General features: G+C 70.2%; 20 protein-coding genes. 6 read left to right on the top strand and 14 right to left on the bottom strand.

Going from position 1 to position 21,795, the window contains the following annotated elements; all coding sequences use genetic code 11:
- Positions 1-83: 83 nt before the first annotated feature.
- From rplI to OHS58_RS36820, 7 genes are all read right to left on the bottom strand, one after another.
- Positions 84-539 (bottom strand): 50S ribosomal protein L9, encoded by a 456-nt coding sequence (rplI, locus tag OHS58_RS36850; RefSeq protein WP_247059561.1) that lies wholly within the window; start codon positions 537-539, stop codon positions 84-86.
- A 12-nt stretch (positions 540-551) separates the two neighbouring features.
- Entirely contained in the window at positions 552-800 is a 249-nt protein-coding gene (gene rpsR, locus OHS58_RS36845) for a 30S ribosomal protein S18 (protein ID WP_003098744.1), read from the bottom strand.
- Between the two features lie 41 nt (positions 801-841).
- On the bottom strand, positions 842-1,372 hold the full coding sequence (locus OHS58_RS36840; RefSeq protein WP_328645497.1) for a single-stranded DNA-binding protein: 531 nt from the start codon (positions 1,370-1,372) through the stop codon (positions 842-844).
- Between the two features lie 17 nt (positions 1,373-1,389).
- Complete coding sequence (rpsF, locus tag OHS58_RS36835) at positions 1,390-1,725, bottom strand: 30S ribosomal protein S6 (RefSeq protein WP_247059559.1); 336 nt, start codon at positions 1,723-1,725, stop codon at positions 1,390-1,392.
- Between the two features lie 113 nt (positions 1,726-1,838).
- Entirely contained in the window at positions 1,839-2,753 is a 915-nt protein-coding gene (locus OHS58_RS36830; RefSeq protein ID WP_328645496.1) for a hypothetical protein, read from the bottom strand.
- Positions 2,754-2,853: 100 nt separating this feature from the next.
- On the bottom strand, positions 2,854-3,759 hold the full coding sequence (locus OHS58_RS36825) for a hypothetical protein (RefSeq protein WP_328645495.1): 906 nt from the start codon (positions 3,757-3,759) through the stop codon (positions 2,854-2,856).
- Positions 3,760-3,881: 122 nt separating this feature from the next.
- Positions 3,882-4,706 (bottom strand): hypothetical protein, encoded by an 825-nt coding sequence (locus tag OHS58_RS36820; RefSeq protein WP_326956490.1) that lies wholly within the window; start codon positions 4,704-4,706, stop codon positions 3,882-3,884.
- A gap of 114 nt (positions 4,707-4,820) precedes the next feature.
- Here OHS58_RS36820 and OHS58_RS36815 point away from each other — a divergent pair, with 114 nt between their 5' ends.
- Positions 4,821-5,594: a deoxyribonuclease IV gene (locus OHS58_RS36815; protein WP_326945371.1), complete on the top strand. Its 774-nt coding sequence runs from the start codon at positions 4,821-4,823 to the stop codon at positions 5,592-5,594.
- Here the strand turns inward: OHS58_RS36815 and OHS58_RS36810 are convergent.
- Together OHS58_RS36810 and OHS58_RS36805 are read right to left on the bottom strand one after the other, a co-directional pair.
- Entirely contained in the window at positions 5,591-7,141 is a 1,551-nt protein-coding gene (locus OHS58_RS36810; RefSeq protein ID WP_326945370.1) for a glycosyltransferase family 87 protein, read from the bottom strand. The genes OHS58_RS36815 and OHS58_RS36810 overlap by 4 nt on opposite strands.
- Before the next feature lie 48 nt (positions 7,142-7,189).
- Positions 7,190-8,248, bottom strand: a complete 1,059-nt coding sequence (locus OHS58_RS36805; RefSeq protein WP_328645494.1) for an ROK family transcriptional regulator — start codon at positions 8,246-8,248, stop codon at positions 7,190-7,192.
- 56 nt (positions 8,249-8,304) lie between these two features.
- Between OHS58_RS36805 and OHS58_RS36800 the strand changes: the two genes are divergently transcribed.
- Positions 8,305-9,351 carry a Gfo/Idh/MocA family oxidoreductase gene (locus tag OHS58_RS36800; RefSeq protein WP_247059547.1) on the top strand — a complete coding sequence of 349 codons (1,047 nt, stop codon included), beginning with the start codon at positions 8,305-8,307 and terminating at the stop codon, positions 9,349-9,351.
- A 69-nt stretch (positions 9,352-9,420) separates the two neighbouring features.
- On the opposite strand, the gene OHS58_RS36795 is transcribed toward OHS58_RS36800, so the two are convergent.
- The 4 genes from OHS58_RS36795 to OHS58_RS36780 all read right to left on the bottom strand — a co-directional run bounded on the left by OHS58_RS36795 (position 9,421) and on the right by OHS58_RS36780 (position 17,853).
- The gene (locus tag OHS58_RS36795) at positions 9,421-11,886 is read right to left on the bottom strand and encodes a transglycosylase domain-containing protein (RefSeq protein WP_328645493.1); all 2,466 of its coding nucleotides are present in this window, start codon (positions 11,884-11,886) and stop codon (positions 9,421-9,423) included.
- A 78-nt stretch (positions 11,887-11,964) separates the two neighbouring features.
- Entirely contained in the window at positions 11,965-14,232 is a 2,268-nt protein-coding gene (locus OHS58_RS36790) for a transglycosylase domain-containing protein (RefSeq protein ID WP_328649917.1), read from the bottom strand.
- Between the two features lie 407 nt (positions 14,233-14,639).
- Positions 14,640-17,123, bottom strand: a complete 2,484-nt coding sequence (locus OHS58_RS36785) for a transglycosylase domain-containing protein (protein ID WP_328645492.1) — start codon at positions 17,121-17,123, stop codon at positions 14,640-14,642.
- Positions 17,124-17,454: 331 nt separating this feature from the next.
- A complete protein-coding gene (locus OHS58_RS36780) occupies positions 17,455-17,853 on the bottom strand; it encodes a DUF5318 domain-containing protein (protein WP_247059540.1) in 399 nt (132 codons plus the stop codon).
- A 245-nt stretch (positions 17,854-18,098) separates the two neighbouring features.
- Here OHS58_RS36780 and OHS58_RS36775 point away from each other — a divergent pair, with 245 nt between their 5' ends.
- From OHS58_RS36775 to OHS58_RS36760, 4 genes are all read left to right on the top strand, one after another.
- Positions 18,099-18,653: a PadR family transcriptional regulator gene (locus OHS58_RS36775; RefSeq protein ID WP_247059539.1), complete on the top strand. Its 555-nt coding sequence runs from the start codon at positions 18,099-18,101 to the stop codon at positions 18,651-18,653.
- Positions 18,654-18,721: 68 nt separating this feature from the next.
- The gene (locus tag OHS58_RS36770; protein ID WP_247059538.1) at positions 18,722-19,810 is read left to right on the top strand and encodes an inositol-3-phosphate synthase; all 1,089 of its coding nucleotides are present in this window, start codon (positions 18,722-18,724) and stop codon (positions 19,808-19,810) included.
- A gap of 92 nt (positions 19,811-19,902) precedes the next feature.
- Positions 19,903-20,433: an RNA polymerase sigma factor gene (locus OHS58_RS36765; RefSeq protein WP_247059537.1), complete on the top strand. Its 531-nt coding sequence runs from the start codon at positions 19,903-19,905 to the stop codon at positions 20,431-20,433.
- Positions 20,430-21,161: a hypothetical protein gene (locus tag OHS58_RS36760; protein WP_328645491.1), complete on the top strand. Its 732-nt coding sequence runs from the start codon at positions 20,430-20,432 to the stop codon at positions 21,159-21,161. Before OHS58_RS36765 ends, OHS58_RS36760 begins: the two co-directional genes overlap by 4 nt.
- On the opposite strand, the gene OHS58_RS36755 is transcribed toward OHS58_RS36760, so the two are convergent.
- The gene (locus OHS58_RS36755; RefSeq protein ID WP_328645490.1) at positions 21,127-21,765 is read right to left on the bottom strand and encodes an HAD family hydrolase; all 639 of its coding nucleotides are present in this window, start codon (positions 21,763-21,765) and stop codon (positions 21,127-21,129) included. The genes OHS58_RS36760 and OHS58_RS36755 overlap by 35 nt on opposite strands.
- Between the last annotated feature and the right edge of the window lie 30 nt (positions 21,766-21,795).

Raw genomic sequence — 21,795 nt, 5'->3', positions numbered from 1 at the left:
GGCCGTTGTGTCCGGGGTTCCCCCGAAACGCGTGAAGGCGGACCGCCCACCAGGGGCGACCCGCCTTCAGCACGTGCTACTGGCTACTTGGCCTTGACCTCGAGCCGGACCTCGACCTTGACGTCGGGGTGCAGCCGGGCGCCGACCGAGTGCTTGCCGACCGTCTTGATGTGGTCGCGCAGCTCGATGACGCGCTTGTCGAGCAGCGGGCCACCGGCCGCCTTGATCGCGTCCACGATCTCGGCCGAGGTGATCGAGCCGAAGAGCTTCTTCGAGCCCTCGGCCGACTTGCCGGTGAGCTGGATGGCGCCGAGGCCCTCCAGCGTCGCCTTGATCTCCTTGGCGTGGTCGAGGTCGCGGATGCGACGGCTCTCCTGCGCGCGCTGGATCGTGCGGACGTTCTTCTCCGCGCCCTTGGTGGCCGCGATCGCGTAACCCCGCGGGAGCAGGTAGTTGCGCGCGTAACCGTCCTTGACCTCGACGATGTCGCCGGGGCCGCCGAGGTTGGCCACGTCGGTGGTGAGGATGATCTTCGCCATCTCCGGGCCTCCTTAGCGCGCGGTCGAGGTGTAGGGCAGCAGCGCCATTTCGCGGGAGTTCTTGACCGCGATGGCGATGTCACGCTGGTGCTGGCTGCAGTTGCCGGTGACGCGACGGGCACGGATCTTGCCGCGGTCGGAGATGTACTTCCGCAGCAGGTTGGTGTCCTTGTAGTCGATCAGTTCCGGACGGCCCTTTTTCTCGGCCTTGCAGAACACGCAGACCTTCTTCTTGGGCTTGCGAATGGGTGGCTTGGCCACTGGTTACTCCTGGAATTCAACTCTTGTGGATGTGTACGAGATCAGAAGGGAGGCTCGTCGGAGAAGCCGCCGCCACCGCCACCGCTGCTCGCGGCCGGGGCGGAGCCCCACGGGTCGTCGGCCGGCATTCCGCCGCCGCCACCGCCACCGCGGTTTCCGCCGCCACCGCCACCGCCGCCGCCGAAGTCACCACCGCCGCCGCCACCGCGGCTGACCTTGTTGACCTTGGCCGTGGCGTACTTCAGCGAAGGGCCGATCTCGTCGACCTCGAGCTCGACGACGGTGCGCTTCTCGCCTTCCTTCGTCTCGAACGACCGCTGCTTCAGCCGGCCCTGGACGACGACGCGAGCGCCGCGCGTCAGCGACTCGGCGACGTTCTCCGCCGCCTGCCGCCAGATGTTGCAGCGCAGGAACAGCGCCTCGCCGTCCTTCCACTCGCCCGACTGCTTGTCGAGCGTGCGGGGCGTGGACGCGACGGTGAAGTTCGCGACCGCCGCACCGGACGGGGTGAAACGCAGTTCCGGGTCGGACGTCAGGTTGCCGATCACCGTGATGACGGTGTCTCCAGCCATCGGGAATACCCTTCGGCTCAGGCCTTGGCGGCGACGACGGGCGGCTTGGCCGCGGCGGCGCGCTTGATCTCGCGACGCATGACCTTGGTGCGGAGCACGGTCTCCTGAAGCGACAGCTGGCGGTCCAGCTCCTTCACCGCGTCCGAGGACGAGTTCAGGTCCAGCAGGGCGTAGATGCCCTCGGCGTGCTTCTTGATCTCGTACGAGAGCCGGCGCCGGCCCCAGACGTCGACCTTCTCGACGCTTCCGCCCGAAGTGCGGATCACGTTGAGGAAGGTGTCCAGCGTCGGAGCGACAGTGCGCTCGTCGAGCGTGGGGTCCAGGATGACCATTACCTCGTAATGGCGTGACACAACCACTCACCTCCTATGGGCTCGCGGCCACGGACTGTCCGTAGCAGGAGGGTTTGTCCAGGTAAGGCTACCTGGGGGTGCCGATCGGGCCGGACGGCGGGGTCGGCTGGGGCTCAGGCGGCCCGGCGCAGGACCCAGGTCCGCACGAGCGCCGCGGTGACGCCGGCGAGCACGATCACCGCGAGCAGCATCGGCAGCTGGACGTCGTCCGGGCCGACGGGCGAGGACATCGACTGCGCGTTGCCGGCGTCGCGGATGTCGGCGCCCTGGCCGGCCTGGTCGCCGGTGCCGACCTGCGGCGCGGAGGCGTCACCGGGCAGCGTGCCGTTGGCCGGGTAACGCACCCCCGGCGCGACGGCGGTGCCCGGGGTCGCGGTGGGGAGGCCGCTGTAGTCGCGCATCGGCGCGGTGCCGCCACTGCCGCCCGCGGTGCCCGGGTTCAGGTTCGAGAGGTTGCCGGTCGAGCCGCCGCCGGGGTTGGTCGCGGTCCCGCCGCCCTGCTGCGCACCGGTCCCGCCGGCACCGGGCTGGCCGCCCGGGGTGCTCGGCGCGACGTAGTTGGCGGCGAGCAGGGTGAGGTTGCAGCTCTTGGCGACCGTGCTCTCGACGCTGTTCAGCGTCTTGTTCCAGTCCAAGCCGAGACCCCACGTGCCGGAGGCCGACAGGGCAGCGCGCACGGCCTTGCCGATCGCGGCGCCGTTCGCTTCACCGCCGGCTGTGTTCGGCACCTGTCCCACCAGGATGGCGTGGTTCTTGGCGATCGAGTCGCCGGCCCAGCTGCCGACCGCCAGCGTTCCGGCGTTGTTCGCGCCGTTCGTGACCAAGGTCTTCACCGAAGCGCCGTCGATCGCGACCTGGTCACCCATCTGCCCGGAGACCGTGCCCGTGCAGCTGTTGCTCACAACCTGCTGGCTGGCCGAGGCGGTGCCCGCGGACAGGAAGGCACCCCCGGTGACGAAGGTGGCGATGGCGGTGACGGTCAGTGCGCGGCGGGTCGTCTGCCAGGTGGGGATCTTCCGCACGAGCACTGACCTCCGGAGGTCTATCGGGGCGTCGTCCTGGGCAACAGCAACACCAGGTGTACCAGGATCAACGACAGGGGTACGTGAAAGATACTCGGCAGTCGGCTCAATTGGCAGCGGCCATCCGGCGGAGCACCCAAGTGCGGACCAGGCCCGCGCTGACTCCGGAGAGTGCCAGAACGGCGATCAGCAGGGGCAGGTTCGACCCGTTCGTGAAACCGTCCTGTGCGGACGGTAGCGCTTCGGCCCGTCCCGCGGTCTGGATCCCGGAGTTGCCGGCGGCCGCGTCGTTCGGTCCGGTGAGGCCGTACTGCGGGGCGTAACCCGGGATCTGGCTGCCGTACCGGATCGCCGGCGACGGCGTGAACAACCCGGCCGTCGCGAACGGGATGCCGCCGTAGTCGCGCATCGGCGCGTAACCGGAGCCGACGGAGAACGGGAAGCCGCCGAACACCGGGCTCGTCGCGAAGCCGGGCAGGAGCGGGCTGTTGGCGTCCGGGATCGGGGTGGTGCCCTGCGGGGTCCCGCCCTGCGGCGCGCCCCCGGTCCCGCCCTGGGCGGGCGGTTGCTGCGGGTTGCCACCGGTGCCGGGCGCCGGGGACTGCTGCTTGCCGCCGCCGCCGTTGATCGTGTTGAGGCCGCCGGTCGCGGCGGTGTTGAGGCCGTCGGCGCCCTGGTTGACCGCGCTCGCGAGCGGGGCGCCGACCACCGGGACCGGCGACACCACGGTGTTCACGACGTTGACGGTGACCTTGCAGAGCGTGTTGAGCAGGCCGCCGACGGTGGCCGTGAGCACGGTGGTCGCCTGGCCGACGATGCCCAGGTCGATCGGCGCCAGGCCGAGCAGGGTGCCGGTGATCTTGTCGCCGGGTTTCGCGGTCACGGTGCTGCCGCAGGGCACGGTCTTCGTCTCCGCGGCCGAGGCGGTGCCCGGCACGCCCAGCACAGCCGAACCCGCGAGGACGAACGCCGTCGCACCGACCGCCGTTGCTCTGCGTGCCCGGTTCTCCATGCTCGCCGCCCCTCGTCTCGTGCCCTCTGCCCAGGACAACGACGTTAAGGCAGACGAGTAACGCCCGCTCGCTCAGGAATGTCCGGCATTCGAGTGGAAGCGGGCGTCACGGTGGGTGAATCTCACGCGGGGCGGCGGCGGATCCAGGCTCGGACGAGGGCCGCCGCGACGATCGCGAGGGCCAGCACCGCGAGCAGCATCGGCAGTTTCGCCGGCGGCGTGACGCCGGGGAGCGCCACCGCGGAGCCGGACTTCTGCTCGTCGACCGTCGGGACCTGCGCGCCCGGGATGATCTGGGCGATCACCGGCACCTGCACCAGGCTGCCGGGCAGCAGCGCGGCGTTGGTGAAGACGCCCGAGATCGCGTCACCCGGCAGGCCCGCGCCGCCGGAACCGGGACCGGTGAGCACCGGGCCGAGGCTGTCGCCGGGCGGGGTCTGCCCAGGCGGCGTCTGCCCCGGCGGCGTCGTCGGCGGGGGCGGCTGCTGGGGCGGCGTCGTCGGTGGCGTGCCGGGCGGCACGGGCAGCTGCGGCACGCCGACGTCTTGCAGGATGCTCTGTGTCGTGTTCCCGACGGCGTTGACCGTGCCCTGCGCGACGGGGCAGACGGCCTTCGCGGCGACGTCGCCGACCACCGGGACGTCACCGAGGCCGAGCGCCCGCACGGTGTCGCCGACCGGGAGGGTCAGCAGGGGCGCCGAGCCGTTCGTGTTCTTCGCGCTCGAGTCGAGGCCGACGGTCAGCCGGTCCGGGGAGTTGAGGGGCGCACCCGCGTCCAGCAGCAGGCCGTTCGGCCCGCTGCGGGCCTGGCCGTTCTGGAGGGTGGCCGCGCAGTCGCCGCCGAGGGTCGGACTGGAAGCGGCGCTCGCCACGCCCGGTGCCGCGAGGGCGGCGGAAGCGGCGAGCGTGAACCCCAGTGCGGTGATCCGGGCGACGTGCTTCCCCATCGATGCCCTCCGGCAGTCGGACCAATCTGGATCACGGAACGCGCTCACGGTACTCCACGAGCGTCACCATCCGGGTCCGCAGGCCGAAGTTCATCCGGGAGTAGCGTGCTCGGCATGCTGATTGGCGCCCATGTCCGTGACGACGACCCGTTGACCGCGGTCGCCGACCGCAAAGCCGACGTCGTCCAGTTCTTCCTCTCCGACCCCCAGGGCTGGAAAGCCCCGAAGCCGCACCCCCACGGCGAGGCCATCCTGGCCGACCCGGTCGAGGTGTTCATCCACTCGCCCTACCTCATCAACGTGGCGTCGCTGAACAACAAGATCCGGATCCCGTCCCGCAAGAACGTCACGCAGCACGCGGACGGGGCCGCCGCGGTCGGCGCGAAGGGCCTGATCGTGCACGGCGGGCACGTCGGCGCCAACGACGACGTCGAGGCCGGGCTCGACAACTGGCGCAAGCTCTTCGAGCGCGAGCAGGAGAAGGGCGGCTTCAAGGTCCCGATCCTGATCGAGAACACCGCCGGCGGCGAGAACGCGATCACCCGTGACCTCGACGTCATCGCCCGGTTGTGGGACAAGGTCGGCGAGTTCGGCGCCGGGTTCTGCCTGGACACCTGCCACGCCTACGCCGCCGGCTGGGACCTCGCGACCGCCGTCGAGAAGGTCAAGGCCATCACCGGCCGGATCGACCTGGTGCACCTCAACAACTCCCGCGACGAGTTCGGCTCGACGCGGGACCGGCACGCGAACGTCGTCGAGGGCGAGGGCACGATCGACCCCGAGGCCCTGGTCGCGGTCGCCCGCGAAGCCGGCGCCCCGGTGATCGTCGAAACCCCGGCCGACGGTCAGGCCGCCGACATCGCGTACCTGAAGGAACAGCTCGCCTAAACGGCCACGGCCCGCCGGCGGCGCCGGGTGGCGTTCGGGATGATCACGTCCCGGGCGCCGTCGAGGAAGCCGCCGGCCGGGTCGTCGTCGCCGGCGATCCGGACCAGGTCGGTCGCCGGGCGGTAGATCTCGCGGACCACAAGCACGCACAGGCCGACGACGGCCAGGTCGCGGAGCACGACCGTGCCCAGGAAGAAGCCTTCGGGCAGGCCCTTGTGGTCGACGCCGAGGTAGTAGAACATCCGCGGCACCCACACCAGCGCGTCGATCAGCATCCAGCCGAGCAGCAGCCGCCAGCGCGGGATGGCCAGCACGGCCAGCGGCACCAGCCACAGCGAGTACTGCGGGCTCCACACCTTGTTGGTCAGCAGGAACGCGGCCACGACGAGGAACGCCAGCTGCCCCAGCCGCGGCCGTCGTGGCGCCGCCAGCGCCACGTACGCGATGCCCGCGCAGCAGGCCAGGAACAGCACGGCGATCGTCCAGTTGAGGTAGGTCGGCGGCTGGTTCTTCTGCAGCACGCCGTCGAACCCGGCCCAGCCGGTCGTGTACGAGAAGACGTTGTAGAGCGAGTCCGGGTCCATCGGCCGCAGGGTGTTCAGCCGGAAGAACTCCCACCAGCCGCGGGTCGCGGTGAGGATGAACGGCGCGTTCACCGCCACCCACGTCACGACGGCGGCCGCGGCGGTGCGCCAGAACGGCGTCAGCTTCCCCGCGCGCAGGCAGAGCACGAAGAGCACGCCGAGCAGCAGCAGCGGGTAGAGCTTCGCCGTCGCGCCCAGGCCGAGCAGGAGCCCGGCGAGCAACGGCCGTTTCCGGGACCAGGCGAGCAGGCCGGTGGCCGTGAACGCGGTCGCGATGGCGTCGAAGTTGGTGAACGCGTGCACCAGGACCAGCGGTGACGCCGCCACGAGCACCATGTCCCACGGCCGGCGTTTCATCGTCCGGCCGGTGGCCCACACGGTGATCAGCCAGGCCATCGACAAGAAGAACGCGGAGATGTTGAAGTAGATCGCCACGGGTAACGCGCCGGGCAGCCAGCCGGTCTCGGCGATGTTGAGCCAGCCCGCCGCGAGCTTCGCGTTCACCCACTGGAAGAGCCCGGTGAACACCGGGTACTCCATGTACCGGGTGTCGTTCTCCGCGGTCTGCGAGCTCTCCTTCCACGACGTGTAGTACGGGAAGGTGCTCGGCCGGTCGAGCCGCTCGGAGCTGTAGAGCGGCACGATGTCGGAGTAACACATCGCGACGAACGGGCGGCCCGCGCGCCAGTCGAGCTGGGTGGCGCCGCTGGAGTCCTGGTACTGCTGGATGCAGGAGCCCTTGCCGAACCAGCAGAGCATCAGGGCCAGCGTCGCCAGCAGCAGCCCGACGCGCTGCGGGGACCAGAACCAGTGCCTGCCGACCGCGGCGTGCTCGCCCAGCGGCCCGCCGACGGGTCTGGTGACCGCCGCCGCGAGTGGGTCGTTCCAGCTCGGGACGACCCGATCCGCCCTGCTCAGCGTCACGGGGCCGGGGTCCGGCTCGCGCGTGGTCTCCTCTGGCACGACCGGGATGTTATCGGTGATCGCCCGACGGCGAAGTGAAGGCGACGATCATGCCGGATTCGCGTAGTACGAGGCCAGGACCTCGGCGGCCGCGCCACGCGTGACGATCTCCTCGCCGAAGGAGTCCTCGACGACCTCGATGCGCTGCCAGTGCGGCAGCGGCAGCAGCTCCTCGAGCCGCTCCGAAACGGCGTCACGGTAAGTGCCCGGTTCGTCCCGCACCGCGCGTCCGGCCAGCACGATCCGTTCCAGATCGAGCACCTGGACGAGGTCGGCGAGGCCGATCCCGAGGAAGCCGGCGGCGGTCCGCGTGTCGGGGGCCTGCTTGGCCATGATCTCGACGCAGCCACGCCGCCCGCAGGCGCAGCGGGGGCCGTCGTAGGCGATCGTGGTGTGCCCGAACTCACCCGCGTTGGTCCGCGGGCCGCGGTAGAGGTGCCCGTCGATCAGCAGGCCGACGCCGATGCCGGTACCGACCAGCACGACGGCCGTCGCCGTCGGCTCGCCGTGCGGCCACAGCTGGGCGAACGCGGCGGCGTTGGTGTCCTTGTCCAGCACCACCGGCAGCCCGGTGCGCTTCTCGAGCAGGTCGCGCAGCGGGACGTCGTGCCAGCCGGGCATGCTCGTCGCGTCGCGGACCAGGCCGGCGAGGTGGTCCAGCGGGCCGACCGCGCCCAGGCCGAGGCCGAGCACTCCGAAGCCGTCCGCCAGTTCGAGCGCGGTGGTCCCGATGGCTTCGACGGCCTGGTCGGGGGTGAACCCGACCGGGAGCGGGCCACCCGCCGTCTCCTCGACCTCGCCGATGAGGTTGGTCCGCAGCACGCGGTACTCGTCGCGGTCGAGGCGCGCGCCGAGCGCGTGGCGGGCGCCGGAGCGGACGGTCAGCTGCGTGCGGGGCTTGCCGACACCCGCGGACGGCTGCCGCTCCTCGTCCAGGAGGCCGGCGTCGAGCAGTTCGGGCACGATCTTGGACACGGCCTGCTGGGTGAGGCCGGTGCGTTCGGCGAGCTCGACCCGGCTGAGGCCACCGGCTCGCAGGATGTGCGAGAGCAGGAGGGCGCGGTTGTGCTCGCGCACGTTGCGCAGGTTCCGCCCGGTGGCCGCCATGGTCTAGATCTTCGCACGCCTGGTCAATTTCGCAACACTGTTGTTTAATGGGCGCCATGGTTGACGACTTGCGGGTGGGCATCCTCGGCTACGGCATCGGGGGACGCGTCTTCCACGCACCGCTGGTGGCGGCGACGCCCGGGCTGACCCCCGCGGTGATCACGACGTCGAGCAACGCCGTCCAGGCGCGCACCGACAACCCCGGCGCGGAGATCGTCCCGGACGCCGACGCGTTGTTCGAGCGCGCGGGCGAGCTCGACCTGATCGTGGTCAGCACGCCGAACCGCACGCACGTCCCGCTCGCGCTGCGGGCCATCGCGGCCGGCGTGCCGGTGGTCGTCGACAAGCCGTTCGCGCCGACCGCGGCCGAGGCCGAGCAGGTCGTCGCCGCGGCGAAGGCGGCGGGCGTCGGGCTCACCGTCTTCCAGAACCGCCGCCTCGACTCCGACTTCCTCACCGTGCGGCAGGTCCTCGACTCGGGCCGCCTCGGCGAGGTGTTCCGCTTCGAGTCCCGCTACGACCGCTGGGTGCCCAAGCCGAAGGACAACTGGCGCGAGTTCGGCGACCCGGCCGAGGCCGGCGGGCTGCTCTACGACCTCGGCGCGCACATCGTCGACCAGGCGCTGCAGCTGTTCGGCCCGGTCACCCGGGTCTACGCGGAGGTCGACCGCCGCCGGGCGGGCGTCCAGGTCGACGACGACGTCTTCGTCGCGCTGCACCACGCGAACGGCGTCCGCTCGCAGCTGTGGGCGTCGGCGCTCGCGGGCACCCAGAACCCGCGGTTCCGCGTGCTCGGCGACCAGGCGACGTTCACCAAGTACGGCCTCGACGTCCAGGAACCCCAGATCAAGACGGGCATGCGCCCCGGCGACGACGGCTGGGGCGTGGAACCGGCGGCGGACGCGGGCAAGATCGGCGTCGGCAACGACGTCAAGACCGTGCCCACCGAAACCGGTCGCTACGAGCAGTTCTACGCCCAGGTGCGCGACGCCCTGCGCGGCGAAGGCGAGTTCCCGGTCGACCCGGAGTCGTCGGTCGCGGCCCTGCGCGTGATCGAGGCGGCGCACCGCTCCGGCGTCGAAGGGATCGTCGTCGAGCTCTGACCCCCAGACCGGCCGTGACCTCGGTGTCCCCCAGCTCCGAGGTCACGGCCTTCTTTTCGGCTACAGGGGTCAGCCGCCCGGATTCGGGTTCCCGCTCTGACCGGAATCGTTGCCGCCGTTGTTGTTGGTGGTAGTGGTCCCGGTGGTGACGCCGTTGTTGTTCCCGTTGTTGCCGCCGCCGTTGCGGTTGCGCTGGCGGTCCTGCAGCTCCTGAAGCCGTTGCTGGAACTGGCGGAGCTGGTCCTGCTGTTGCTGCCGGTCGCCGGGCTGGGCCTGGTTCCGCTGGTCACGCGGCTGCTGTTGTTGTTGTTGCGGCGGCGGGGGTAGCTGGACCTGCACCTGCTGCTGGTCCACCGGCGAGCTGATCGCCGCGACGCGGTCGAAGCGTTCGGCCGGTTTGCCCTGCAGGTACAGCTGCATGAAGCGGTCCCAGATCGGGCCCGCCAGCGTCGACCCGAACAGCGGGGCGCCGCCCGGGCCGTGCAGCGCCTTGTCGCCGTCGCTGCCCACCCAGACCGCCGCCGAGACCGACGGCGTGTAGCCGACCATCCACGTCTGGGCGTTCGCGTTGGCGGCCGACGCCGGTTCGTCGTTCTGCGGGGTGTGCTGCTGGGTGCCGGTCTTGCCCGCGCACTCGTGGCCGGCCGGGCAGGTCAGGTGCGAGAACTGGATGACCGGCGCCAGCGCCGCCGTCACGTTGCCCGCGATCTGCGCGCTCTTGGCCGCGTCGTTGTCGGCGAAGGCGTCCGTGGACCGGTCCTGGGCCTCGTACGCCGTTTCGCCGTTCGCGTTGGTCACCTTCTGCACGAAGTGCCGCTGACGCTGGACGCCGCCCGCCGCGAACGTCGCGTAGCCCGAGGCCATGTCCGCCGGCGTCACCTGCGTCGCGCCGCCGCCGATCGAGATGTTGTTGTCACCGGTGAACAACGCGCTGCGGCCGCCGTTGTCCTTCGTGCGGATGCCCGCTTCCTGCGCGGCTTCCGCCACCCCGGACGGCTTCGTCACGTTCAGCACCATGTCGTAGAACACCGTGTTCGTGGACCGCTGCATCGCCTCCGCGACCGTGCACTCGTCGGAGCAGCTGCTGCTGTCACCCGCATTGCGGATCGGCAGGTTGACGCCGGGGAACGTCCGCGGTGAGGTGCCGTCGAACCGCGCGTCGAGGCCGCGGCCGAGCTTGAGGAACGCGGCCAGGTCGAACGGCTTCATCGACGACCCGGGGTTGTGCGCCTCGTCGGCCCAGTCGCGCCCGGCCTGGTCTTCGCCGTTCGGGCCCTTCACCACCGGATCGCCGCCGTAGTAGGCGAGCACGCCGCCGGTCTTCGGGTCGACGGCGACCAGCGCGTCGAGGATCTGGGTGTCGGTCTGCTCGGCCATCTGCTCGGTCACGGCCTGCTCGGCCGACTGCTGCGCCTGCGAGTCGATCGTGGTGAACACCTGGAAGCCGCCGCGGTAGTACTCCTGCTCGCTGATCCCCTGCGCCGCCAGCTCGGCCTTGACCTGCTTCTTGACGAACGGGTTCAGCGCGCCGGCCTGCTTGCTCTCCACCAGCGGGATCGGGGCCGGGAACTTCGCCGCGGCGCGCTGGGCCGGTGTCAGGTAACCGTTCTTGAGCATCCGGTCCAGCGCCGTCGTCCAGCGGGCCGTGGCGACGGCGGTGTTCTCCGAGCGGCCCGGCTGCTGGATCAGCCCGGCCAGCAACGCGGCCTGCGAGTAGTCGAGCTGGCCGACGTCCTGGCCGAAGTAGGCCTGCGCGGCGGCCTGGATGCCGTACGCGCCGCGGCCGAAGTAGATGATGTTGAGGTAGGCGGTGATGATGTCCGCCTTCTCGTAGGTCTGGTTCATCTTGAACGACTTCGCGAGCTCGGTCCACTTGCGCGTGAGCGTCGGATCGTCGTCGCCGGACGCGTTCTTGATGTACTGCTGGGAAATCGTCGAACCACCGCCGGACCCGCCGGTGACCTGGTTGTACGCCGCCCGCAGGATGCCGCCGACGTCGAAGCCCGAGTTCGTCTCGAACGACGCGTCCTCGGTCGCGATCACGGCTTTCTTGACGACGTCCGGGATCTGGTTCGCCGCCAGGATCTGCCGGTTGCCGCCGGTGGGCACGTCCTTGCCCATCTCGGTGCCGTCGCGGTAGAGGTACGTCACGGCTTGGCCCTGTGCCTGCGCGACGGTCTCCGGTGACGGGACGTCGACGGCCAGGTAGGTGATCGCGAACGCGATCCCGGGTACGACGACGAACAGCCCCGCCGCCACGTATCCGATCCGCCGGATCCGCCGCCAGCGCCGTTTCCGCACGTCCTGCTCGGTGCTCGGCCGGGGCCGCCGCGGCGGCTGACCGGGGCGGGGCAGCAGGATCGGCACCGTCGGCGGGTCGTCCGGCTCGGTGCCGTTGTGGACGTGGTGGGTGATCAGCTCCGGTTCGCTGCCCTGCAGCCCGGCGCGGGGCAGCGGCCGGGCGCCCGGCCGCCGGGGACGTCGGCGGGGATCGGGAGCGCGACCGCGCGAAGTGCGGGTTCGGTCGTTGGTCACGGGCCGGCCTCCACGGTGGGCTGCGGACGCAGTCCTCTCGGAGGGCACACGTACCGCGGCCCACCGTGGTTCAGGCCGTCAGTGGCCCGGATCGTCCCCCGAGGTCGGCGTCTCCTTCGACGACGTCGGCTTCGTGTGCTTCGGCGTGCTCTCCTGCGACGACGACTGGTCGCCGTCGTGGCCGTGGTCGCCGCCGTCGTTCCCGCCGTTGTCGCCCTGGTCGCCGCCCTGGTCGGGGTTCTCGCCCGTGGGCGTCGCGTCGGTCGTCGTCGCGACGTCCGACGACGGCGGCGGGGCGACCTCGCCGCCGATGCGGTCCACCTTGTCGAACTTCTCGCCCGGCTTGCCCGCCAGGTAGAGCGACATGAACTTCTGCCACATCGGGCCGGCGATCGTCGAGCCGTAGATCGGCGAGTTGTTCTTGCCGTGCAGCGGCTTGTTGCCGTCGCCGCCGACCCAGGCCGCTACCGAGACGGACGGCGTGTAACCGACCATCCACGTCTGCGAGTTCGCGTTCGCCGCCCATGACGGCTCACCCGCGGTCTTCGTGTGCTGCTGCGTCCCGGTCTTGCCGGCGCACTCGTGGCCGGCCGGGCACTTCAGGTGCGAGAAGTCGATGACCGGCTTCAGCGCTTCGGTGACGTTCCCGGCGATCTGGCGGCTCTTGTCCGAGTCGCTGTCGAACGCGGGCTTGGCGTCGGTCGGCGCTTCGTACGCGACCTCGTTCTGCCCGTTGACGACCTTCGTCACGAAGTGCCGCGCGCGCTGCTCGCCGTTGGCCGCGAAGGTCGCGTACGCCGAGGCCATGTCGACCGGCGTGATCTGCGTTTCGCCACCGCCGAGCGAGATGTTGTTGTCCTTGGTCGAAATGATCGACTGGCCGCCGTCGTCCTTGGTCGTGACGCCGGCCTCCTGCGCGGCCTGCTTGACCGGGCCCTGCTTCGTGTCGTTGAGGACCATGTCGTAGAACACCGTGTTCGCCGAACGCATCATCGCCTCGGAGACGGTGCACTGCGTCGAGCAGCTGCTGCCCGGGCCGGCGTTGCGCACGACGCGGCCGTCGAACGTCCGGTTGTTGGAGCCGTCGAACGTCGAGTCGAGGCCCTTGCCCATCTTGAGGAACGCCGTGAGGTCGAACGCCTTCATCGACGAACCCGGGTTCTGCGGGGTGTCCGCCCAGTCGCGTCCGGCCTGGTCCTGCCCGTTGACCTGGATGATCGGCTTGCCGCCGTAGTAGGCGAGCACACCGCCGGTCTTCGGGTCGACCGCGACGAGCGCGTTGAGCAGCTGGTCGTCGACCTGGCCCTTCATCGCTTCGGTGGCCGCCTGTTCCGCGGCCTGCTGTGCCTTCGGGTCGATCGTCGTGTGCACCTGGAAGCCGCCGGAGTAGTAGCGGTCCTCCGGGATGTCGTGTGCGGCGAGCTCGTCCTTCACCTGCTGCACGACGAACGCGGGCGGCGCGCCGGCCTGCTGCTTGCTGTCCTCGAGCGGGATCGGCGTCGGGAACTGCGCCGACTGGCGCTCGGCCGCGCTGATGTAGTTGTTCTTCAGCATCCGGTCGAGCGCGGTGGTCCAGCGGTCGTGCGCGACCTTGTCGTTCTCCGACCGGCCCGGCTGCTGGATCAGGCCGGCGAGCAGCGCCGCTTCCGAGTAGGTCAGGTCCTTCGCGTCCTTGTGGAAGAAGGCCTGCGACGCCGCGCCCACCCCGTACGCCCCGCGCCCGAAGTAGATGATGTTCAGGTACGCGGTGATGATGTCCTTCTTCTCGTACGTCTGGTTCATCTTGAAGGACTTGGCCAGCTCGGTCCACTTGCGCGTCAACGTCGGGGCGTCGTTGTCGGTGGCCTTCTTGATGTACTGCTGGGAAATCGTCGAACCGCCACCGGTACCGGCGGTGGCCTGGTTGTACACCGCGCGCAGCAGGCCGCCGACGTCGAAGCCGGAGTTCGTCTCGAACGACGAGTCCTCGGTCGCGATCGCCGCGTGCTTCATGATGTCGGGGATCTGGTCCGGGCTGAGCAGCACGCGGTTGCCGCCGCGCGGCACGTCCTTGCCCATCGGTGAGCCGTCGGCGTAGAAGTACGACACCGCCTGGCTCTGGTTCTGCGCGACCTCCGTCGGCGACGGGACGTCGACCAGGAAGTACGTGATGACGAACGCGATCGCCGGGAGCACGACGAACACCCCGACGACGCCGTAGCCGACGCGCCGGATGATCTTCCAGCGCCGCTTCTTGCGTTGTTCCGGGGTGAGGACCGGCTTGCCGTCGCCGTCCGGCTCGACGTCGTCGTAGGCGTCCTGCTCCTCGTACGCGTGGTGCGTCATCAGCTCGGGCCCGCCGCTCATCGGCGGCGGCTCGGGCCGGTAGCCACGCGGCTGCTGCCACGGCTGTTGCGGCTGCGCCGGGGGTTGCTGCTGCGGCCGGCCCCCGGGCGGCGTCGGCGGGCGGCGCGGGCCCTGGCCGCGCGGTCCCTGTGGTCCGGACGGCCCCTGACGGCGCGGATCAGGACCCTGGCCGGGCCAGGAGCGGGATCGATCGTCGGGCACGGGGCAGTCCTCCAGTCGATGACATCCGGGGCTTCGCCCCGGCCGGGGGCTCCGCCACCCGGAACCCCCGCAAAACAGCCAATGGGCAGCAATGGTCGCCACCCCTGTGTTGGAAGGGACGCGCGTGAACCCCGTGGGTTGCCGGATGATCACCCCGGAAACGGTTCAGGGCCCTCCGCGCGATCGCGGAGGGCCCTGAACGTCGGCTATCCCGGGCCTGCGCCCGGTGGGGCGGCGATCCCGCCACCACCTCCGTTGCCGAACGTGTTGCCGATCCCGGGATCGGGGGTTCCTCCCGGCGGGCCGGGTCGCGTCCGGCTCGTCTTCGTGGTCGACGTGTTCGTGTCGGTGTCCGTCGGCTCGGTGCTGGTGGTCGTCTCCGGGGTGCTCGGCGGCGGCGTCGTGGTGGTCGGCGTGTCCGGCGGCTTCGACTGCGTGGTCGTCACGTCGTTGACGTCCTTGCCGATCGCCTGCACCTTGTCGAACTTCTCCGCCGGTTTGCCCTTGAGGTAGAGCTTCATGAAGTTTTCCCACGTCGGACCGGCGACGGTGGCACCGAAGATCGGCTTGTTCTTCGGGTCGTGCAGCGGCTTGTTGCCGTCACCGCCGACCCAGACCGCGGCCGACACGGACGGCGTGTAGCCCACCATCCACGTCTGCGCGTTGCGGTCCTTGTACGCGGCCGGGTCGCTGTCCTTCGCCGTGTACTGCTGCGTACCGGTCTTGCCGGCGCACTCGTGGCCGGTCGGGCACTTCAGGTTCGAGTGCGCGATGACCGGCTGCAGCGCCTCGGTGACGTTGCCCGCGATCTGCTGGCTCTTCGACGCGTCGTCGGCGAACGCCGGGTTGGTCTTGATGTTGTTCTCGTCGAACTCCACCTCGTCCTGCCCGTTCGTCAGCTTCCCGACGAAGTGCTGCTCGTGGTAGACACCGCCGCTGGCGAACGACGCGTACGCCGCCGCCATGTCCTCCGGCGTCACGGCCGTGCCACCACCACCGAGCGAGATGTTGTTGTCGTCGGTGTAGAGGACGCTCTTGCCGTCCGGCGCGACCTTGACCCCGGCTTCCTTCGCCGCTTCCGCGACCCGCGACGGCTTCGTCACGTTCAGGACCATGTCGTAGAACACGGTGTTCGCCGAGATCTCCATCGCCTTCGCGACGGTGCAGTCCTTGCCGCAGCTGGCGCTGTCACCCGCGTTCCGGACGACACGGCCGCCCAGCGACCGGTTGTTGGAGCCGTCGAACGTCTCGCCGAGGCCCTTGCCCATCTTCAGGAACGCCGTGAGGTCGAACGCCTTCACCGACGAACCCGGGTTGCGGGCCTGGTTGGCGCGGTCCTGGGCGATCTGGTCCTTGCCGCTGGCGTCCTTCACCAGCTCCGGACCGCCGTAGTAGGCGATCACCCCGCCCGTTTTCGGGTTGACCGCGACCAGCGCGTTCAGCAGGTTCTCGTCCGTCTGGCCCTTCATGCCTTCCTGGGACGCCTGCTCCGCGGCCGCCTGGGCCGCCGGGTCGATCGTGGTGTAGATCTTCGCGCCGGTCGAGAACAGCTTGTTTTCGTCGTAGCCCTTGGCCGCCAGCTCGTCCTTGATCCGCTGCTGGAGCTGGTAGGTCATCTTCCCCGAGTCCTGCTCCTTGTTGGAGTTCTTCGCGATCGGGGTCGGGTACTGGAAGCCGGCGCGCTCGTCCGCGCGCAGCCACTTGTTGGCGACCATCTGGTCCATCACGTACGCCCAGCGCTTCTGGGCGTACGCCTCGTTCTCCGAGCGGCCGGGGCCCTGGATCAGGCCGGCCAGCAGGGAGGCTTCGGAGGCGTTGAGGTCCTTGGCGTCCTTGTTGAAGTAGGCCTTGGCGGCCGCCTGGATACCGTTCGCCCCGCGTCCGAAGTAGACGATGTTCAGGTAGGAAGTGATGATCTCTTCCTTGGACTGCTGGTTGTTCATCTTGAACGACTTCGCCAGCTCGGTCCACTTGCGGGTCAGCGTCTGCTGGTCGTTCTGCGTCGCCTGCTTGATGTACTGCTGGGAGATCGTCGAACCACCGCCCTGGCCGCCGGTCACCTGGTTGAAGACCGCGCGCAGGATGCCGGTGACGTCGAAGCCCGAGTTGGTCTCGAACGTCGCGTCCTCCGCCGAGTAGACGGCGTGCTTGACGACCTCGGGCACCTCGCCCGGCTTCAGCAGCTGGCGGTCGCCGCCCGGGGGCAGCTCGCGGCCCAGCTGCTGGCCGTTGGCGTCGAAGTAGGTGATCGGCTGGCTCTGCAGCGCCTTGATGCTCTCCGGCGTCGGCACGTCGACCAGGAAGTAGGTGATGACGAACGCGATCGCGGGCACCACGACGAACAACCCGAAGAAGACGTACGCGCACCGGCGGATGATCTTCCAGCGGCGCTTCTTCTTCTGCGCCGGCGTCAGGACCCTCTTGCCCTTTTCGTCGAGCTCTTCCTGAGGCTCGACGTCGTCCGCGTACTCGTTGAAGGCGGCGTCTTCGTAGCCGTCGTCGTACGGGTCGCGGCCGATGTCGTCGGTGCCGTTGTGCGCGTGGTGGGTGATCAGGTCCGGCTCGCGCCCGGGCGGCGGCACCGGGCGGCGGCCGGGCGGTGGCTGGCGGAAGCCCTGCGGCGGCGACCCGGGCGGACCCTGCTGCGGCCGCTGGCCGGGCGGCGGCGGGACCGGCCGGCGCGCGGGCATGCCCTGCTGCCGGGGTCGCTGCGGACGGCGCGCGGGTTCGTCGGCGGGCCACTGGGGACCGCCTTCGTCGCCGGCCGGCCACTCGGGCGCGGCGCCACGGCCACTGGGGACACCGCGCGGCGGCGTGCCGCGCTGGGGTCGCCGGGGGGCTTCTTCGCCGGGCCAGGCCGGTGCGGGGTCTTCCCCCGGCCACGGGCCTGACTGGGCACGGCGAGGTGCATCTGGCTCCTGGCCGGGCCAGGAGCGGTTGCGATCGTCGTTCACGAATGGGCCTCCCAGACCGGCGCCCGGTAGTGCGCCGTTCTGCGCTCTTCAGCGGTAGTGATGCAGCTCACCGGCCCGCGGTCCTTCGCGGACCGTCGGCCGGCTCCCCCGTGCCGAGGACGTACGACCGGACCAGGTGGTTCCAGTGGCACGCCCGGCACACCTCGACGTCGTACACGGTGAACTCGGCGAACGAGCCGGCCATCCTGGCCAGCTCTTCGGGGGTCCTCGCCGAGCCCGCGACGTGCTTGAGTTCGTCACCGTAGACCCAGGACACCAGGGTCAACGGTTCCTGGCGGCAGATCGGGCAGGGCTGGTCACCGGCCCGGCCGTGGAACTTCGCCGCCCGCAGCAGGTACGGGCTCGCGTCGCAGGCCTCATGGCTGCCGACGCGCCCGGAGCGGACTTCGGCCAGCAGCGCACGGCGCTGCAAGGCGAAGTCCACGACCTGCCGCTGGTTAATCACCAGGACAGAGTACGGGCTCTTCCTGTGTGGTCCACGCCCCCTAGCGTGACCTCTCTCGCGACCGGTGGGGACACGCCGGACGTTCGATAACTCTCCGGTGACTTTCGCCCACGATCTGCTGATCTCGCCTGTTGGCTTCGCCACTTCGATGTATCGGGGCGATATAGTGGCTGGGTAGGTTGAACCGAGGCGATCATTCGGAGCAACGCCGATCGCCGAGGTTTGTTCCCGGAAGGGGGTGCGGTGTGCTGGAGTTCGCGATCCTGGGTCTTCTGCACGAAGCGCCCATGCACGGGTACGTGCTGCGCAAGCGGCTGCACGACACGCTCGGCACGCTCCGGACGTTCTCGTACGGCTCGCTGTACCCGACCCTGCGGCGGCTGCTGCGGGCCGGGTACCTGGTCGAAGAGCTCGACGAAGCCGACGACCGAGCGTGGTCGAGGCGGGGAAAGCGGGTCTACAAGCTCACTGCGGAGGGCAAAGAGCGCTTCAGTGAGCTCCTCGGCGACGCCGGGCCGCAGACCTGGGACGACGAGGGGTTCGGCGTGCACCTGGCCTTCTTCTCGCGGACCCCGGCCGACGTGCGGATGCGGATCCTCGAAGGCCGGCGGCGGCGCGTCGAAGAGCGCCGCGAAGGTTTGCGCGCCGCGCTGGCCAGGACCGAGGAGAGGATCGATCGCTACACCCGCGAGCTGCACCGGCTGGGCCTGGAGACCAGCGAGCGGGAGGTGCGCTGGCTCAACGAGCTCATCGCGCACGAACAACACGAACAAGCCGAGCGGCAGGGTCCCGAGACCTGAGCCGGGCGGCCGCGCCGCAGCGTAGCGGCAGACCTACTGAACAGACACGGATTGAAGGAGAAACCCCCATGGGCGAGAACCGCCGCGTACGGGTGGCCATCGTGGGCGTCGGCAACTGCGCGGCGTCGCTGGTCCAGGGTGTCCAGTACTACCGCGACGCGGACCCGGCCACCCGCGTCCCCGGTCTGATGCACGTCGACTTCGGCGGCTACCACGTCCGCGACATCGACTTCGTCGCCGCGTTCGACGTGGACGCCAAGAAGGTCAGCCGCGACCTGTCGGAGGCGATCTTCGCGTCCGAGAACAACACCATCAAGATCGCCGACGTGCCGCCGCTCGGCGTCACCGTCCAGCGCGGTCACACCCACGACGGCCTCGGCCGCTTCTACCGCGAGACGATCGAGGAGTCCGACGAGACCCCGGTCGACATCGTCGCCGCGCTGCGCGAAGCGAAGGTCGACGTGCTCGTGTCGTACCTGCCGGTGGGCTCCGAGGTGGCCGACAAGTTCTACGCGCAGGCCTGCATCGACGCGGGCGTCGCCTTCGTCAACGCGCTGCCGGTGTTCATCGCTTCCGACCCGGAGTGGGCGAAGAAGTTCACCGACGCCGGCGTCCCGATCGTCGGTGACGACATCAAGTCCCAGGTCGGCGCCACCATCACGCACCGCGTGCTGGCGAAGCTGTTCGAGGACCGCGGCGTGCAGCTCGACCGGACGATGCAGCTCAACGTGGGCGGGAACATGGACTTCCTGAACATGAAGGAGCTGGAGCGCCTCGAGTCGAAGAAGATCTCGAAGACCCAGTCCGTCACCTCGCAGATCGACCGCGACCTCGGCAAGGCCAACATCCACATCGGCCCGTCCGACTACGTCCAGTGGCTCGACGACCGCAAGTGGGCCTACGTCCGGCTCGAGGGCCGCGCCTTCGGCGACGTCCCGCTGAACCTGGAGTACAAGCTCGAGGTGTGGGACTCGCCGAACTCGGCGGGCATCATCATCGACGCCGTCCGCGCCGCGAAGATCGCGCTCGACCGCGGCATCGGCGGCCCGATCCTGTCGGCCTCCTCCTACTTCATGAAGTCGCCGCCGGAGCAGTACGACGACTCCACCGCGCGCGACGCCGTCGAGAAGTTCATCCGCGGCGAGCTCGAGCGGTAGAGCAGTCCCCCCGTCGAAGGCCGTCACCGCTGGTGGCGGCCTTCTTCGCGTGGTGCACTAAACCGGTGGGGTGGGGCGCGCGTGAGCGTGGTGTGAGTGCGAGCGTTGGGGAGAGCGTGCCGGGGGACCTGGGCGCGCCGACCTTCCACGCCCTGTTCCAGGAGTACTTCGCCCAGATGACCCGGCTCGCGCACCTGCTCGGCGCGGACGACGCGGAAAACGTCGCCCAGGAGGCTTTTGTCAAGCTCCACCAGCGCTGGGACACCCTGACCGACCACACCCGCGTGGCGGGTTACCTGCGCGCGACCGTGGTGAACATGTCGCGGTCGCGCACCCGGCACCTGCGGGTGGTCCGGCGGACGCCGCAGGAGCTGCCGCCGGACGAGCTGTCGGCGGAGGTCCGGGCGGTGGCCAACTGGGAACACCAGCGGATCCGCGCGGTTCTGGGCAAACTGTCCAGGAGGCAGCGCGAGGTGCTGGTGCTGCGCTACTGGCTGGACCTGAGCACGGCGGGCATCGCGGAGACGCTGGGGATCTCCCCGGGCACGGTCAAGGCGACCACGCACCACGCGATGGAGAATCTGCGCAAGCACCTGGGGGACGACCTGGGAGGTGAGCGATGACCGACCTCGAACGCAAACTGGCCGAGACACTGCGGGAGCAGGGCGGGGAGGTCACGCCCGACCTCGCCGGCGCGTGGGCGGAGCAGCTGCGCCGCCAGCGAAGGCCGCGAGCGGCCCGCCGCCGGTTGACGGTGCTGGTCGCCCCCCTGGCCGCGGTGCTGGTGGTGCTGACCAGCGTGCTGCTGGCCACCCAGCTGAACTCGGCGCCGGTTCCGGTGCCGCCCGCGAGCCGGGGCCAGGAGCTGACGCTGCCCAAGCCCGAGTACTCGCCCGTGGGTCTTGTCGAGAAGGGCGAGCCGATCGCCCTCACCGACTTCGCGGGGCAGACGGACAACTGGACTTCCTACGCGGTCTTCGCCTCGGCCATGGGCACGACCTTGTTCTGCGTCGAGGCGTTTCCCAAGGGGCTGACCGGAGCACCGGTCCACGGTGAGGTGGCGTCGCAGTTCGGCACCAAGTCGCCGTCGTGCGTTCCCCTCTCGACGGGCACCGTGTGTGCCGGGTACGTGGGCGAGACCGGCGGCCCGTTGCCGGCGGGCAAGGCGATCTACCTCGTCAACCCGGCCGTGCGGGAACTGAGTCTCTTCGACGCCAAGGGCGACCTGAGCCAGGCCAAGCGGGTCGGCATGCTGGGCCAGCAGCAGCTCTTCCTCGCCGACGTGACGCCGGGCTCGCCGCCGGTGCGCTTCGACGTCAGCTCGGACGAAGCGCGTCCGGCAAGTCGGTGATCTTCTCCACCACCGCCGTGGCCTGCTTCAGCACCTCGGGGTCCGGCGGGAAGTGCGGGTTCGGCACCGCATAAACCGCCATCCTCGCGGCCAGCGCCGACCGCAACCCGTTCGTCGTGTCCTCCACCGCCGCGCACTCCGCCGGCGCCACGCCCAGCAGCTCCGCCGCCCGCAGGTACACGTCCGGCGCCGGCTTGCCCGCGCCGACCTGCTCGGACGACACCGCCGCGCCCACCGGCAGGCCCGTGACGTCCAGGAAGCCCTTGATCAGGATCACCGGCGACGAGCTGGCGATCGCCACCGGCCACTTCTTCGCCACCGCCCGCACGACGTCGACCGCGCCGTCGATCAGCGGCGGCCGCTCGGCGTACCGCGCGGCCATCCGCTTGACGACGATCGTCGCGATCTCGGGTGGCGTGAGCCGCGCGCCCAGCTCTTCGACCAGGTAGCGCGCCCATTCCGGGGTGCTCATCCCCTGCTGCGCGCGCGTCGCCTCCTCGCGCCAGGTCCCGCCGTGTTCGGCGACGACCGCGCGGCGGACCTCGTCCCAGATCCGCTCGGAGTCCACGAGTACGCCGTCGAGGTCGAAGATCACCGCGTCCATGCCCCGAGAGTAGCTTGTGAGCCGACTTAC

Source organism: Amycolatopsis sp. NBC_00348 (genome assembly GCF_036114655.1).
In the GTDB taxonomy this organism is placed as follows: Bacteria; Actinomycetota; Actinomycetes; order Mycobacteriales; family Pseudonocardiaceae; genus Amycolatopsis.
The sequence above is the reverse complement of the archived record's forward strand: the minus strand, read 5'-3'. Positions and strand labels throughout refer to the sequence as shown.

Excerpts from the sequence above, each read along its gene's own strand:
- rplI (WP_247059561.1), bottom strand. The coding sequence starts at position 539 with ATGGCGAAGATCATCCTCACCACCGACGTGGCCAACCTCGGCGGCCCC.
- OHS58_RS36840 (WP_328645497.1), bottom strand. The coding sequence starts at position 1,372 with ATGGCTGGAGACACCGTCATCACGGTGATCGGCAACCTGACGTCCGAC.
- OHS58_RS36825 (WP_328645495.1), bottom strand. The coding sequence starts at position 3,759 with ATGGAGAACCGGGCACGCAGAGCAACGGCGGTCGGTGCGACGGCGTTC.
- OHS58_RS36820 (WP_326956490.1), bottom strand. The coding sequence starts at position 4,706 with ATGGGGAAGCACGTCGCCCGGATCACCGCACTGGGGTTCACGCTCGCC.
- OHS58_RS36815 (WP_326945371.1), top strand. The coding sequence starts at position 4,821 with ATGCTGATTGGCGCCCATGTCCGTGACGACGACCCGTTGACCGCGGTC.
- OHS58_RS36805 (WP_328645494.1), bottom strand. The coding sequence starts at position 8,248 with ATGGCGGCCACCGGGCGGAACCTGCGCAACGTGCGCGAGCACAACCGC.
- OHS58_RS36800 (WP_247059547.1), top strand. The coding sequence starts at position 8,305 with ATGGTTGACGACTTGCGGGTGGGCATCCTCGGCTACGGCATCGGGGGA.
- OHS58_RS36790 (WP_328649917.1), bottom strand. The coding sequence starts at position 14,232 with ATGAGCGGCGGGCCCGAGCTGATGACGCACCACGCGTACGAGGAGCAG.
- OHS58_RS36785 (WP_328645492.1), bottom strand. The coding sequence starts at position 17,123 with ATGCCCGCGCGCCGGCCGGTCCCGCCGCCGCCCGGCCAGCGGCCGCAG.
- OHS58_RS36770 (WP_247059538.1), top strand. The coding sequence starts at position 18,722 with ATGGGCGAGAACCGCCGCGTACGGGTGGCCATCGTGGGCGTCGGCAAC.
- OHS58_RS36760 (WP_328645491.1), top strand. The coding sequence starts at position 20,430 with ATGACCGACCTCGAACGCAAACTGGCCGAGACACTGCGGGAGCAGGGC.
- OHS58_RS36755 (WP_328645490.1), bottom strand. The coding sequence starts at position 21,765 with ATGGACGCGGTGATCTTCGACCTCGACGGCGTACTCGTGGACTCCGAG.